Source organism: Brevirhabdus pacifica (genome assembly GCF_002797755.1).
GTDB classification, from domain to species: domain Bacteria; phylum Pseudomonadota; class Alphaproteobacteria; order Rhodobacterales; family Rhodobacteraceae; genus Brevirhabdus; species Brevirhabdus pacifica.
Genome location: NZ_PGFI01000011.1, coordinates 649,202 through 662,964, shown reverse-complemented (window position 1 = coordinate 662,964; position 13,763 = coordinate 649,202). Strand labels below are relative to the sequence as shown.

Annotated in this window: 15 protein-coding genes; 5 read left to right on the top strand and 10 right to left on the bottom strand. The window is 66.8% G+C overall.

The features are described 5' to 3' along the window. Positions 1 to 4: 4 nt before the first annotated feature. From CLV77_RS03335 to CLV77_RS03320, 4 genes are all read left to right on the top strand, one after another. A complete protein-coding gene (locus tag CLV77_RS03335) occupies positions 5 to 880 on the top strand; it encodes a TIGR01459 family HAD-type hydrolase (RefSeq protein WP_076979262.1) in 876 nt (291 codons plus the stop codon). A gap of 231 nt (positions 881 to 1,111) precedes the next feature. After that, complete coding sequence (locus tag CLV77_RS03330) at positions 1,112 to 1,555, top strand: MaoC family dehydratase (protein ID WP_076979263.1); 444 nt, start codon at positions 1,112 to 1,114, stop codon at positions 1,553 to 1,555. A gap of 33 nt (positions 1,556 to 1,588) precedes the next feature. Continuing rightward, on the top strand, positions 1,589 to 2,563 hold the full coding sequence (locus CLV77_RS03325; RefSeq protein ID WP_076979264.1) for a bifunctional riboflavin kinase/FAD synthetase: 975 nt from the start codon (positions 1,589 to 1,591) through the stop codon (positions 2,561 to 2,563). After that, positions 2,560 to 3,057 (top strand): YcgN family cysteine cluster protein, encoded by a 498-nt coding sequence (locus CLV77_RS03320; RefSeq protein WP_076979265.1) that lies wholly within the window; start codon positions 2,560 to 2,562, stop codon positions 3,055 to 3,057. The genes CLV77_RS03325 and CLV77_RS03320 overlap by 4 nt, the downstream gene beginning before the upstream one ends. 13 nt (positions 3,058 to 3,070) lie before the next feature. On the opposite strand, the gene CLV77_RS03315 is transcribed toward CLV77_RS03320, so the two are convergent. The 4 genes from CLV77_RS03315 to CLV77_RS03300 all read right to left on the bottom strand — a co-directional run bounded on the left by CLV77_RS03315 (position 3,071) and on the right by CLV77_RS03300 (position 6,843). Then, the gene (locus CLV77_RS03315) at positions 3,071 to 3,811 is read right to left on the bottom strand and encodes a maleate cis-trans isomerase family protein (RefSeq protein WP_076979266.1); all 741 of its coding nucleotides are present in this window, start codon (positions 3,809 to 3,811) and stop codon (positions 3,071 to 3,073) included. Next, positions 3,808 to 4,965, bottom strand: a complete 1,158-nt coding sequence (locus CLV77_RS03310; RefSeq protein WP_076979267.1) for a M24 family metallopeptidase — start codon at positions 4,963 to 4,965, stop codon at positions 3,808 to 3,810. The genes CLV77_RS03315 and CLV77_RS03310 overlap by 4 nt, the downstream gene beginning before the upstream one ends. Beyond that, positions 4,962 to 6,008 carry a pyridoxal-phosphate dependent enzyme gene (locus CLV77_RS03305; protein ID WP_076979268.1) on the bottom strand — a complete coding sequence of 349 codons (1,047 nt, stop codon included), beginning with the start codon at positions 6,006 to 6,008 and terminating at the stop codon, positions 4,962 to 4,964. The genes CLV77_RS03310 and CLV77_RS03305 overlap by 4 nt, the downstream gene beginning before the upstream one ends. A 220-nt stretch (positions 6,009 to 6,228) precedes the next feature. Further along, on the bottom strand, positions 6,229 to 6,843 hold the full coding sequence (locus CLV77_RS03300; protein ID WP_076979269.1) for a 2-hydroxychromene-2-carboxylate isomerase: 615 nt from the start codon (positions 6,841 to 6,843) through the stop codon (positions 6,229 to 6,231). 102 nt (positions 6,844 to 6,945) lie between these two features. On the opposite strand from CLV77_RS03300, the gene CLV77_RS03295 reads away from it, so the two are divergent. After that, a complete protein-coding gene (locus CLV77_RS03295) occupies positions 6,946 to 7,965 on the top strand; it encodes a ribose-phosphate pyrophosphokinase (RefSeq protein WP_076979270.1) in 1,020 nt (339 codons plus the stop codon). 149 nt (positions 7,966 to 8,114) lie between these two features. On the opposite strand, the gene CLV77_RS03290 is transcribed toward CLV77_RS03295, so the two are convergent. The 6 genes from CLV77_RS03290 to CLV77_RS03265 form a co-directional block, all read right to left on the bottom strand. Beyond that, positions 8,115 to 8,468, bottom strand: coding sequence for an H-type lectin domain-containing protein (locus tag CLV77_RS03290; protein ID WP_076979271.1), 354 nt, complete (start codon positions 8,466 to 8,468; stop codon positions 8,115 to 8,117). Positions 8,469 to 8,599: 131 nt separating this feature from the next. Further along, positions 8,600 to 9,040, bottom strand: coding sequence for a F0F1 ATP synthase subunit epsilon (locus tag CLV77_RS03285; RefSeq protein WP_076979272.1), 441 nt, complete (start codon positions 9,038 to 9,040; stop codon positions 8,600 to 8,602). Between the two features lie 9 nt (positions 9,041 to 9,049). Then, positions 9,050 to 10,474, bottom strand: coding sequence for a F0F1 ATP synthase subunit beta (atpD, locus tag CLV77_RS03280; protein ID WP_076979273.1), 1,425 nt, complete (start codon positions 10,472 to 10,474; stop codon positions 9,050 to 9,052). Between the two features lie 17 nt (positions 10,475 to 10,491). After that, complete coding sequence (locus tag CLV77_RS03275; protein WP_076979274.1) at positions 10,492 to 11,376, bottom strand: F0F1 ATP synthase subunit gamma; 885 nt, start codon at positions 11,374 to 11,376, stop codon at positions 10,492 to 10,494. A 14-nt stretch (positions 11,377 to 11,390) separates the two neighbouring features. Continuing rightward, the gene (gene atpA / locus CLV77_RS03270) at positions 11,391 to 12,929 is read right to left on the bottom strand and encodes a F0F1 ATP synthase subunit alpha (protein WP_076979275.1); all 1,539 of its coding nucleotides are present in this window, start codon (positions 12,927 to 12,929) and stop codon (positions 11,391 to 11,393) included. Beyond that, complete coding sequence (locus CLV77_RS03265; RefSeq protein WP_233128103.1) at positions 12,929 to 13,546, bottom strand: F0F1 ATP synthase subunit delta; 618 nt, start codon at positions 13,544 to 13,546, stop codon at positions 12,929 to 12,931. The genes atpA and CLV77_RS03265 overlap by 1 nt, the downstream gene beginning before the upstream one ends. Positions 13,547 to 13,763: the final 217 nt, after the last annotated feature.

The window sequence follows — 13,763 nt, the reverse complement described above, 5'->3', positions numbered from 1 at the left end:
TCCCATGACCCAGATCGTCGAATCCCTGTCCGAGATCGCCGCGCAATACGATGCGCTTTTCGTCGATCTCTGGGGCTGCGTGCATGACGGGCAGAAGCCCTTCGCCGAGGCGGTCGAGGCACTGCGCGCCTATCGTGCCGGCGGGGGCAAGGTGGTGCTGGTCACCAACTCCCCCCGGCCGCGCAAGGCGGTCGAGGCGCAGCTTGCCCAGATCGGGGTCGATCCGGAGGCTTGGGACAGCATCGCAACCTCGGGCGACAGCGCCCGCACGGCCATGTTCCAAGGCGCCGTCGGCACCCGGGTCCATCATGTGGGCACGCCCGAGGAGCTGAGTTTCTTCGAGCCGATCCGCGTCGTCGATGACCCGGTCCATATCGAACTGGTGCCGCTGGATCAGGCCGAGGGCCTGGTGGTCACGGGCGTTGTCAACGACCTCGAGGACCGGCCCGAGGATTACCGGGGCACCCTGCTTTATGCCAAGCAGAAGGGCATGAAACTGCTTTGCGCCAACCCCGACCTGATTGTCGACCGGGGCCCGCACCGGGTCTATTGCGCGGGTGCCATCGCACAACTTTACACCGAGATGGGGGGCACCTCCCTCTATTTCGGCAAGCCGCATCCGCCGATCTACGACCTGGCCCGCCGGCGTCTGGCGAAACTGGGCGCAGATGTGCCCGACGGGCGCATCCTGGCCATCGGCGACGGCATCCGCACCGACGTCGCGGGCGCCGCGGGCGAGGACCTGGACTGCCTTTTCATCAGCGGGGGTCTGGCGGCCGAGGAAACGGGCACGGAGCGCCAGCCCGACCCCGGGAAGCTCACCGCCTATCTGCGTGAGGTGCAGATGGATCCGAGCTATACGATCGGCTTCCTGCGCTGAGGGTTGGCCGATCTGGCAGCGGGTGGCTTGGCCGGATAGCGGGGCGCATGTGGCGAGCGGGGCCTCCGGCGGGGATATTTTTGCGACAATGAAATGGGGATGGGGCCGCGTGCTGTCCGGGGCGGCGGGTGTCCTTAGGCGGTGCGCAGAAGTTTCTGCACTTGCAAAGTAATTTAGTTGCGCTAATATTTGTGGAGTCGCACGATAATTTCCCCTGCAAGGTTTCTCAAGATGCTGGACAACATGCCCCGTGGAACCATCGTCATCGAAGAGCTGGAGATCGGGATGACCCGGTCGCTGCGCAAGGAGGTGACGGATCTGGACATCGAGCTTTTCGCCCAGGTCTCGACCGACCGGAACCCGGTGCATTTGGACGACGATTATGCCCGCGACACGATCTTCGGCGGGCGCATCGCCCACGGGATGCTGACGGCGGGGCTAATCTCGGCGGTGATCGGGGAGCAGCTTCCGGGGCATGGCACGGTCTACCTGGGCCAGTCGCTGAAATTCCTGGCCCCCGTGCGCCCCGGCGACATGGTCCATGCCGAGGTACGGGTCAGCGCCATCGACTATGGCCGCCGCCGGGTGACCCTTGATTGTCACTGCGCGGTGGGCGATACGGTCGTCCTGAAGGGCGAGGCGCAGGTTCTGGCGCCCTCGGCCAAGTTCGACTGACGGGTTCCGGCGTTCCGGGCCAACCGGGATGACATGCGGATCTTGCACCACTGGACAGAGCTGGAAGAAAGCGATCGCGGCGCCTGCGCGGCGATCGGCAATTTCGACGGCGTGCACCTTGGGCACCAGCATGTGCTGTCGATCGCCCGGGACCGGGCGGCCGAGCTGGGCGCGCCCAGCGGCGTCATCACCTTCGAGCCCCATCCCCGCAGCTTTTTTGCCCGGGCCGCAGGCCGCGAGATCGCGCCCTTTCGCCTGATGAACCCGGCTGCCCGCGCCCACCGGCTTGAAAAGCTGGGCCTCGACCGCCTTTACGAGCTGCCGTTCGACGGCGCGCTTTCGGGTCTCGAGGCCGAGGCCTTCGCGGCCGAGGTGCTGGCGCGCGGACTGGGCCTGCGCCACGCTGTGGTGGGGGAGGATTTCTGTTTCGGCAAGGGCCGGCGGGGCACCGCACGCGACCTTGCCCGTCTGGGCGAGGAACTGGGTTTCGGCACCACCATCGTGCCCCTGGTGCGGCTAGAACAGGGAGAGGTCTCCTCGACCCGGATCCGCGAGGCGCTGAGCGAGGGCCGCCCCGAGGAGGCCGCGCGCATGCTTGGCCACATGCACCGGATCGAGGGCGTGGTCGAACATGGCGAGAAGCGCGGCCGCGAGCTGGGCTTTCCCACCGCCAACATGTCGCTGGAGGGTCTGCACCTGCCCCGCTTCGGCGTCTACGCCGTGCGGGTGGACGTGCTGGACGGGCCCCACGCGGGCAGCCATTCGGGCGTCGCCTCCCTTGGGGTACGGCCGATGTTCGGGGAAAACCGGCCCAACCTGGAAACCTACCTGCTGGATTTCGAGGGCGATCTTTACGGCGCGGAGCTGTCGGTCGCGCTGGTTGCCTTCCTGCGCGACGAGGCCCGTTTCGACGGGGTGGCGGAGCTGGTCGCGCAGATGGGCCGCGACACGGAACGCGCGCGCACGATCCTGGCCGCGCCCGCGGCCCCACAGGCGCCCGCGCCATGAGCCGCCGGCGCACGGGCAAGCCCCAGACAGACCCCATCCCGCGCGAAGGGCTGCGCGACCGGTTCTGGGAACGGGTGCCGCTGGCCAACATGGCCCCCAAGGAGTGGGAAGCCCTTTGCGACGGTTGCGGCAAGTGCTGCCTCAACAAGCTCGAGGATCCCGACACCGCCGAGATCGCCTTCACCGACGTTGCCTGCCGCCTGCTGGATGACGAAACCTGCCGCTGCGCCCAGTACGAGATCCGCAAGCAGTTCGTGCCCGATTGCGTGGTGCTGACCCCTGCCAACATCGCCGAGATCGCCTATTGGATGCCGCAGACCTGTGCCTACCGGCTGCTGTTCGAGGGCAAGGCGCTATACGACTGGCACCCGCTGATTTCGGGGACGGCCGAGACGGTGCACGAGGCCGGCATCTCGATGCGGGGCCGGACCGTGTCGGAATTCGACGTGGACGAGGAAGAGTGGGAAGACCACATCATCGAAGAGCCGGTCTGAGCCCCCCGCCGCCTCAGCCGAACAATCGCGCCGGATGGAAACCGCTTGGATCGCGACCGGCAAGCGTCAGCAGGTGCCAGGCCAGGACCAGGTTGCTGGAGAGCACGGGCATTCCCAGCCGGGTTTCCAGCGGGGCGATGAGGTCAAGCACCCTAAGGTTGGTGCAGGACAGGAAGAGGCCGTCCACATCCTCGGATGCCACGAGCTCCGCGCAGGCGTCGAGGATTGCCTGAGACGCGATCCGGGCCACGATCGCTTCTTCCGCGACACCGAAGCTGCCGCAGATCGGGGTCTCGATCCCGGCCTGTGAAAGCGCGGCCCTGAGCTTCGCCGAGACTGGAGCCGTGTAGGGCGACAGAAGCGCGATCCGGCCCAGCCCCATCTTGCGGCAGGCGGCGATCAGGGCGGTCACCGGGTCGGTCACCGCCCGGGCCTGGAGGACGGGACGCAGCAGTTCGGCCACGCGCGCGGGACCGATCTGAGCCGCGCCCGACGTGCAGGCGTAGGCCAGTGCGTCGAAGGTCGATCCTTCCGGGAAAAGCGATGCCGCCCCGGCCAGGTCATCCGCCATCGCCGTCAGTGTATCGGGCGTAACCTCGCGCCCCGAGGGCACGCGGCTGACCAGAAGCTCGACCTCGGGGGGAACCAGGCGGCGGAAATCGCCCTCGATCGTCTCGTCGGCCTGCAGGACCACGAGGCCGAGGCGCGGCGCCCTCTCTGCCGTGAGGTGATAGGGGAAAAGCCGCTCGGTCATACTGTCCTCAGCCGGTCGGGCGCCGGGGTCGACAGCCATTCCGCCGGTCCGTCGCGGATCACGATGTTTTCCTCGTGCACCATCATCCGGCCGGGGCCAAGCTCGACCGACGGCTCGAGGGTCAGGACCATTCCGGGGGCAAGGACGGTGTGATCGTCGGGGTGCAGGCTGGGCGGTTCGGTCAGTTGCAGGCCCAGCCCGTGACCATAGCGGCCAACCTTCGCGCCATCGGTGCCCGATCCCAGCATGGCCTGCATGGCATGGAACAGCTCGGAGGCGGTCGCGCCGGGGCGGGCGCGCTCGAACCCCGCGCGGGTGGCCTCCACCAGGCGGGAGTGGGCCGCGGCGGCGGAGGGGCTTGCGGGGCCGAGGGAGATATTGCGGTCAAAGTCGCAGAAATATCCGCCCCGTTCGAGGCCCGTGTCCAGCATCAACACCTCTCCGGCCTCAAGCGCCCGGTTGCTGGCCGGCGAGATCACGTCGGTATAGCCGTCGCGCCCCGCGCCACCGGCGAGGTAGGCCACCCGGTCGGCCCCCTCCTCAAGGCAAAGGATCTGGAAGCGGCGAAAGACATCGCCCAAGGGCACCCCGGCGGCGGCGATCTCGGGCAGGCGGGCGAAGGCGCGGTTGGCGGTCGCACAGGCGGCTGCGATCAGGGCGATCTCGGCCTCGGACTTCACCATGCGCAACCGCCGCATGACGCCCGCATCGCTGCCGAACCTGCGGTCGGGCAGGCGTTCGCGCAATGCCGCCCAGTCGTCCAGCGGCATGCGCAGATGGGTGCCCTGCCCCGATGGGAGGCCGATCGCACCGCCAGCGGGCACCATGTCCGACAGGCTTGCGCCAAGCAGGCCAACGCCGTCGTCGGTGTAATGGGGCGCGGGCCAGGTCCGCACGTCTTCGACCCAGGTCCGGCCCATCAGGTCGGCGCCGATCTCGGGAACGACCGCCACCGGCTCGCCCTCATGCGGCAGCAGCAGGAACCAGGGGCGGGTCGGGCTTTCCCAGAAGCGGGTGCGAAACCCGGTCAGGTAGGCGATGTCCGCCTCGGTCGTCAGCATCAGGGCGGAAAGGCCCTCTTGCGCCATAAGCGCCTGGGCCCGACGGCAGCGGGCGCGAAATTCGGCCTCGTCCACCGCCGCCGCCGGGGTCATGCCTCGGCCGCCTCGGACAGGATGACGAAGGCCCGAGATGTCTCATCGAGCGCCAGCGCCTCGCGGACCGGCCCGGCGGCCAGCAGCGCCGCGAGGCCCGCCGCCCCCGAGGCGGTGGAGGCAAGCCCCTCATCCGCCGCCCGCTCAACCCCGGTCTGGGCCTCCTGCTCAGTTATGGTGAGGAAATGGTCGGCCTCTCTTGCCAGTCCCTTCAGAGCGATCAGCGAGGGCGCCTTGCAATCAAGCCGCCCCATGATCGAGACGGGCCCCTCGGTTGCCACTGGCGCGCCTGCCGCGATCGAGCCGAACAATGCCGGCGCGAACTCGGGCTCGACCACGACGATCACCGGCGCCTCGCCCCAGGCAAGCCGGGCATGGGCGGCCGCCGCCGCGGCCAGCCCCCCGACACCTGCCTGCAGGAAAAGATGCGTGGGGGACGCCTTCACCTGTTCGGCGGCCTCGGCCATCAGGGCGGTATAGCCCTCCATCAGCAGATGCGGCAGCTCGGTATACCCTGCCCAGGAGGAATCCGAGAGCAGCGTGCCGCCGCCCCCTTCGGCATCGGCCTGGGCCGCGTCCATGCTTTCCTCATATGCCGCGCCCGCGCGCACCACCTCGGCCCCCTCGTCACGCAGGCGCTGGGCAAAGCCTTCGGGCACCGTCTCGGACAGGAAGACCCGCGCCCGTGCCCCGAACGCCCGGGCGCCAGCCGCGACCGAAAGGCCGTGGTTGCCGGCCGAGGCCGTGACATAGGTCCGGCCCGAGGCCTGCCCGTCCCGGGCATGGTGGGCGATGACGTTCGCCGCACCGAGCGCCTTGAAACTTCCAAGCCCCATCCGCCCGCGTTCATCCTTCACCTCGATCGCGGCGATGCCGGCCTGTGCCGCCAGGCCGGGCGCCTGCCGCAACGGGGTTTCGGCGGCCCGAGGGCAGCGCGCCAGCATGCGGCGGGTCACATCCGCCGCCGCACTGGGCCAGGGTATGTCGACAAGGGCGGGGTGAGGCATACCCGTCCGGCGAAAGGGGTTGGCCAGATGATCCATACCCCACGGTAGGGGCGCGGCGTGCGATACGGCAAGGATTAGCTGTGGGGCGGCGTGAGAAACCGGGCGTGCCGACGGGCCGGGGCGAAGCGCGGCCGGTCACGACGATCCATTTCAGGCTGCAAATGCAAGGCCGCCAAGGCTTTCGCCTTGGCGGCCTTGAAGATCTGGAATGAGCAAGCGTGTCCGCGCGAAGAGACGCGCAGATGGGCCCCGCTTATCAGCCGTTGGCGAGGTGCCGGTCCAGGGCGTCGAGGCGGTCCTGGCCCCAGAACCTCTCGTCCCCGTCGGCGATGTAGAAGGGGGAGCCGAAGACGCCCCGCTCGGACGCTTCCTCGAGGTTGGCAGCGTAGGTCTCGGCGCCCGACAGCAAGCCGCTGTCGGCCAGGGCGGGATCGAAGCCGGCGTCTTTCAGGCAGGCGCGGATCACGTCATCTTCGGCGATGTTCTTCTCCTCGGCCCAGCAGGCGCGCATCACGCCGTGAACCAGGCGGCCCATGTCGCCCCCGGGGGCCGCGCCCTTCTGCTTTTCGGCCTGGGCCGCGATGATCGCGTAAGAGGACGGCGCCATGTTGGTGGGGAAGAACGCGGGCTTGAGGTTGATCGGCAGGCCCGTCTCGGCCGCCTGGCGGCGCAGTTCCTGCAGGCGGTATTCCTGGCGCGAGGCGTGGCGCTCGGCCGGCTTGGTGCCGCCCGTGCGGCCGAAAAGGCCCATCAGATCAACGGGCTTGTAGCTGATCGAGGCGCCGTGCCGGTCGGCGATTTCCTCGAGACGGGTGCCGGCGAGATAGGCGAATGGCGAAATAGTCGCAAAATAGTAATCTACGTGGGGCATTCCGAGGGTCCTTCCGGCATTGGTTTGCCGGGAGCCTAGACCGGTGGTAATCGGTGTCAACGTCACGAATCTGTCACAAATTCCGCTGCCCCGGGGACCCACATGCCTGCCAACACCGAACCGAAACTGATGTCCGGAAACGCCAACCGGACTCTGGCCCAATCCATCGCGCGCAGGATGTCGATGCATCGGGGGATGAACATCGGCCTGGTCGACGCCCGGATCGAGCGTTTCAACGACGCCGAGATATTCGTCGAGGTCTACGAGAATGTGCGTGGCGAGGACATGTTCATCATCCAGCCCACCTCGAACCCGGCCAACGACAACCTGATGGAGCTTCTGGTGATGACCGACGCGCTGCGCCGGTCGTCGGCGGCGCGGATCACCGGCGTCATCCCCTATTTCGGCTATGCCCGTCAGGATCGCCGCACCAAGGCCCGCACCCCCATCACCGCCAAGCTGGTGGCCAACATGATGGTCGAAGCCGGGATCGAGCGGGTGCTGACCATGGACCTGCACGCGGCCCAGATCCAGGGCTTCTTCGATATTCCGGTCGACAACCTCTATGCCTCGCCGATCTTCGCGCTGGACATCCAGCATCATTTCAAGGGCAAGCTGGACCAGGTGACGGTGGTTTCGCCCGACGTGGGCGGCGTGGCCCGCGCCCGTGAGCTGGCCAAGCGGATCGGCTGTGCGCTGGCCATCGTGGACAAGCGCCGAGAGAAGCCCGGTGAGGTCGCCGAGATGACCGTGATCGGCAACGTCAAGGATCAGACCTGCATCATCGTCGACGACATCTGCGACACCGCCGGCACCCTGTGCAAAGCCGCCGAGGTGCTGATGGAGGCCGGCGCAAGCCAGGTTCATTCCTACATCACCCACGGCGTTCTGTCGGGCCCCGCGGTCGAGCGGATCACCAACTCGGTCATGGAGAGCCTGGTAATCACCGACTCGATCGAGCCCACCGATGAGGTGAAGGGCGCCCACAACATCCGCATCGTGCCCACCGCGCCGATGTTCGCCCAGGCGATTCTGAACATCTGGTCGGGCACCTCGGTCTCCAGCCTCTTCGAGCATGAGACCCTGGCCCCGATCTACGAAGGCCTCTACACCGGCGCCTGAGGGTGCCCTGCCCCGGCAGCCGCTGCCGGGGCCCACGGGCGGCGCGCCCAAGCGCGGCGCCGCCCCCTCCCCCCATATGACATGATGACAACGCTTCGCCCCCGGCCTTGGCCGGCGGTGGCATCACGCGGTGCGCGGGGGCGCCCGTCTCAGTAAAGCTTCCACTCGTCTTCGCTGTCGGGCACGGGGCCGATGGCCGTCCACGCGGCGCGGATCCTGGCGACGCGGGTGTCGCCCCAGGTGCGGAAGACAATCTCGAACCCCTCGGGGGTGATCTCCTCGGCGGAGATGTCTGCGCGCTGATTGCGGGCGTTGTCCATGTCCCACATGGCGATCGAGACCTGGACGGACGGCGGGGCCGCGAAAACTTCGGAAAAGGTGACGGGGCGGCGGAATTCGCGCGGGCCCTGGCCGGTCCACATGGGACCGTCATCCTCGTAATCCGAAAAGAGCACGGGTTCCCCCTGCTCTATGCCGATGTGCTGTGAAGGAAACTTCCGCATGACCGCCCGAAATTGACCAACCGTCAACTAGCCTGTCAAATTTGGCAGGAAAAGGACAGGCCCCGCAAAATATTGCGGGGCCTTGCTTTTTTCAACCGATGGGGCGCTGACGCCCCGCTGTCGCCGTGGCGTCAGGGTGCCGGGGCGCGGGCGGTGTCGGACAGGCCGATCTCGGTGCCCATGGCGACCATGTCCGCCAGCAGCTTGGCTGCCGAGTCGACGCTTTCGGCGCCGAGGTCATGCTCCCGCGCCTGGGCGAGGGTGGTGTTGGCCTCCTCGATCCACTGGTCGAGATGCTCGCGGGTCACCTCGGAGGCGGGCAGCGCCCGCTCTGCCAGAACGGACACGCTGTCGGCCGTGACCTCGGCGAAACCACCGGTGACCACGAACTCCCGCGTCTCCTGCTCACCGACCACGCGCAGCACACCCGGGCGCAGGGTGGTGATGACGGGCGAGTGCTGGGGCATCGCCGTCAGGTTGCCGTCGGTGCCCGGGATCAGGACCTCGGACGCCGCGAAGGACGCGACGCGCCGCTCCGGCGAGACCAGGTCGAATTGCATCGTGTCTGCCATGCTGGCTCCTTACGCCGCGTCTGCGGCCATCTTTTCGGCTTTGGCGATCACGTCCTCGATGCCGCCAACCATGTAGAAGGCGCCCTCGGGCAGGTGGTCATACTCGCCGGCGACGACGGCCTTGAACGAGGCGATGGTCACGTCCAGCGGCACCTGGATGCCGTCGGAACCGGTGAAGACCTTTGCCACGTCGAAGGGCTGCGACAGGAAGCGCTGGATCTTGCGGGCGCGCGACACGGTCAGCTTGTCCTCTTCCGACAGTTCGTCCATCCCGAGGATGGCGATGATGTCCTGAAGCGACTTGTAGCGCTGAAGGATCTGCTGAACGTCGGTCGCGGTCTTGTAGTGCTCGTCGCCGATGACGGCGGGGTCGAGCAGGCGCGAGGTCGAGTCGAGCGGGTCCACAGCGGGGTAGATGCCCAGTTCCGAGATCGCACGGCTAAGAACCGTGGTCGCGTCGAGGTGGGCGAACGAGGTTGCCGGCGCGGGGTCGGTAAGGTCGTCGGCGGGCACGTAGACGGCCTGAACCGAGGTGATCGAACCGGCCTTGGTCGAGGCGATGCGCTCCTGCATGGCGCCCATGTCGGTGGCCAGCGTCGGCTGGTAGCCCACGGCCGAGGGGATGCGGCCCAGAAGTGCCGACACCTCGGAACCCGCCTGGGTGAAGCGGAAGATGTTGTCGACGAAGAACAGAACGTCCGAACCGGATTCGTCGCGGAACTGCTCGGCCAGGGTCAGACCCGACAGGGCGATACGCATACGGGCTCCCGGGGGCTCGTTCATCTGGCCATAGACCAGGGCGATCTTCGATTCCGTCAGGTTATCGGGGACGATAACGCCGGATTCGATCATCTCGTGGTAAAGGTCGTTGCCTTCACGGGTCCGCTCGCCCACGCCGGCGAAAACCGACAGGCCCGAGTGCACCTTGGCGATGTTGTTGATCAGTTCCATGATGAGAACCGTCTTGCCCACGCCGGCACCGCCGAAGAGGCCGATCTTGCCGCCCTTGGTGTAGGGGGCCAGCAGGTCGATGACCTTGATGCCGGTGACCAGGATCTCGGTCTCGGTGGACTGGTCGGCGAAGGCGGGTGCCTCGCCGTGGATGGCGCGGGTCTCGGTGGAATCGACGGGACCCTTTTCGTCGACCGGGTCACCGGTGACGTTCAGGATCCGGCCCAGCGTCGCGTTGCCGACGGGCATGCGGATCTGGCCGCCGGTGTCGGTGACGGCCTGGCCACGGACCAGACCTTCGGTCGCGTCCATGGCGATGCAGCGGACGGTGTTCTCGCCCAGGTGCTGCGCGACTTCCATCACCAGACGCTTGCCGTTGTTCTCAGTCTCAAGTGCGTTCAGAATTTCAGGCAGCTGGTCGTCAAACTGAACGTCCACGACGGCGCCGATGACCTGGGTCACTTTGCCTTGTGCGTTTGCCATGTCGTTTCTCCGGTTCCTTAGAGCGCCTCGGCGCCCGAGATAATTTCGATAAGCTCGTTGGTGATGACGGCCTGACGCGAGCGGTTGTACTGGATCGTCAGCTTGTCGATCATTTCACCGGCGTTGCGCGTGGCGTTGTCCATGGCCGACATGCGGGCCCCCTGTTCGGACGCCGCGTTCTCCAGCAGGGCGCTGAAGATCTGCGTCGCCACCCCACGGGGCAGCAGGTCGGCAAGGATGCCTTCCTCGCTGGGCTCGTAGTCATAGAGCGTGGTGTCGGCCCCTGCGTCCTCTTCCGCGGCGGTCTCGTAGACCGCCGGGATGATCTGCTGGGCGGTCGGGACTTGGCTGATGACCGAACCGAAGCGCGCGAAGAACAGCGTCGCGACGTCGAATTCGCCGGTGTCGAAGCGCGACAGCAGATCGCGGGCGATCCCCTGCGCGGTATCGTAACCGATGCGCTTCACCTCGCTCAGGTCGACATGGCCGATCAGCGTATCGCCGTATTCACGGCGAAGCTGTTCGCGGCCCTTCTTGCCGACGGTCAGGACCTTGACGGTCTTGCCCTCGCCGCGCAGCCGTTCGATGTGCTGCTTGGCCAGCTTGACGATGTTCGAGTTGAAGCCGCCCGCCAGGCCACGCTCGGAGGTCATAACCACCAGCAGGTGGGTCTGATCCGATCCGGTCCCGGCCAGAAGCCGGGGCGCGTTGTCACCCGTGCCGACAGATGCCGCCAGCCCGCCGAGAACGGCATTGAACCGCTCGGCGTAGGGCCGGCCGGCCTCGGCAGCTTCCTGGGCGCGGCGGAGCTTGGCCGCCGCGACCATCTGCATGGCCTTCGTGATCTTGCGCGTCGACTTGACGCTCTCGATCCGGTTCTTGAGATCCTTGAGACTGGGCATGAGCCTTATGTCCTTTAGGCGAAGTCTTTGGCGAACTCGTCGAGAACGGCCTTGATACGGTCTTCCGCGTCACCCTTGATCTTGGGGTCCTCGGTGGTGATCCAGTCCAGCAGGTCCTTGTGCTTGCCGCGCAGGAAGGCCAGCAGGTCACGCTCGAACCGGCCGACGTCCTTGACCGGCAGCTTGTCCAGGTAGCCGTGCGTACCAGCGTAGATGATCGTGACGATCTCGGCGTTGGTCAGGGGCGAGTACTGGGGCTGCTTCATCAGCTCGGTCAGGCGGGCGCCGCGGTTCAGCAGCTTCTGCGTGGCCGCGTCGAGGTCGGAACCGAACTGGGCGAATGCAGCCATCTCGCGATACTGCGCCAGTTCCAGTTTCACCGGGCCGGCAACCGACTTCATCGAGTTGGTCTGGGCCGAGGAGCCAACGCGCGACACCGACAGACCGGTGTTCACGGCGGGGCGGATGCCCTGGTAGAACAGTTCGGTTTCCAGGAAGATCTGGCCGTCGGTGATCGAGATCACGTTGGTCGGAATGAAGGCCGACACGTCGCCGCCCTGGGTTTCGATGATCGGCAGAGCGGTCAGCGAGCCCGAGCCGTTCTCTTCGTTCAGCTTGGCCGAACGCTCCAGCAGGCGGGAGTGGAGGTAGAACACGTCACCGGGGTAGGCTTCGCGCCCGGGCGGGCGACGCAGCAGCAGCGACATCTGGCGGTAGGAGACGGCCTGCTTGGACAGGTCATCGTAAACGATCAGCGCGTGGCGGCCGTTGTCGCGGAAATACTCGGCCATGGCGGTCGCGGCATAGGGGGCCAGGAACTGCATGGGCGCGGGATCCGAGGCGGTGGCGGCGACGACGATCGAGTAGTTGATCGCGCCGGTTTCCTCGAGCTTCTTCACCAGCTGGGCAACGGTCGAACGCTTCTGGCCCACGGCGACGTAGATGCAGTAGAGCTTCTTGCTTTCGTCGTCGCCAGCAGCTTCGTTGTAGCTTTTCTGGTTCAGGATGGTGTCGAGCGCGATCGCGGTCTTGCCGGTCTGGCGGTCGCCGATGATCAGCTCCCGCTGGCCACGGCCGACGGGGATCATGGCGTCGACCGACTTCAGGCCGGTCGCCATCGGCTCGTGAACCGATTTACGCGGGATGATGCCCGGTGCCTTGACGTCGGCGACGCGACGCTCGGAGGCGTTGATCGGACCTTTGCCGTCCAGCGGGTTGCCCAGACCGTCAACAACGCGGCCCAGCAGCTCGTCGCCGGCGGGAACGTCCACGATCGAGTTGGTGCGCTTGACGACGTCACCTTCCTTGATGTCCGAGTCGGAACCGAAGATCACGACACCGACGTTGTCGTTCTCCAGGTTCAGGGCCATGCCTTGGATCCCACCGGGGAACTCGACCATCTCGCCGGCCTGCACCTTGTCCAGGCCATAGACCCGGGCGATGCCATCGCCGACGCTAAGCACGCGGCCGACTTCGGCGACCTCTGCTTCCTGACCGAAGTTCTTGATCTGCTCCTTGAGGATCGCAGAGATTTCGGCTGCTTGGATACCCATTATCCGACCTCTTTCATTGCATTCTGCAGGTTGGCGAGTTTCGACGCGATCGACGTGTCGATCATCCGCGAACCCACTTTGACGACAAGACCGCCGATGAGGGCATCATCGACGGCCAGATTGATATTCACATCCTTGCCGACGGCGGCCTTCAGCACGCCGGCGAGTTTTTCCTGTTGTGCCTTGGTCAGGGCCTTGGCGGCGGTGACCTCTGCGGTGACCTCGCCCTTGGCCTCGGCGATACGCTCGCGCAGGGCGCGGACGAATGCCGGCAGCACGAAGAGGCGGCCCTTGGCGCCCATCAGTGCAAGAGTGTTGGCGACCGTCTCGCTCAGGCCCATCGCCTTGGCAAGTGCGACGGCGGCGTTGCCGGTGTCTTCACGGCTGTAGATCGGAGAGGAGATGACGGCGCGCAGCTCGGCGCTGTCTTCCAGCGCCTGCGACAGCGCCTCCACATCGGATTCGAGGCCGGCGAGGTCGCCGGCTTCGTTTGCCAGTTCAAAGGCAGCAGTCGCATAGCGAGATGCGATGCCGGTCGAGATCGAAGCTGGTTCGGACACGTCCACCCTTTCGATTAGCAGGCCGCGTGCATACGCGGTCGCGCTGCGGGCCATCATTACAACGCCCGGGGGCGTGTGCGGTAAAATCGGCGTCGATGTAGCAGACGAGTCCCGGCACGGCAACAGCCTAAACCGGCCTCGGACGAGGCGCGGTTCGACATGTGCGACCGAACGGGGACCTCCCGCCAGCCCCCACCGACCGGCCCGGCCGGTCGGAAGACCGGCGGCCCGGCACGAAAGGGACCCGGGCAGGCGTATCCCGTATCGCATGGCA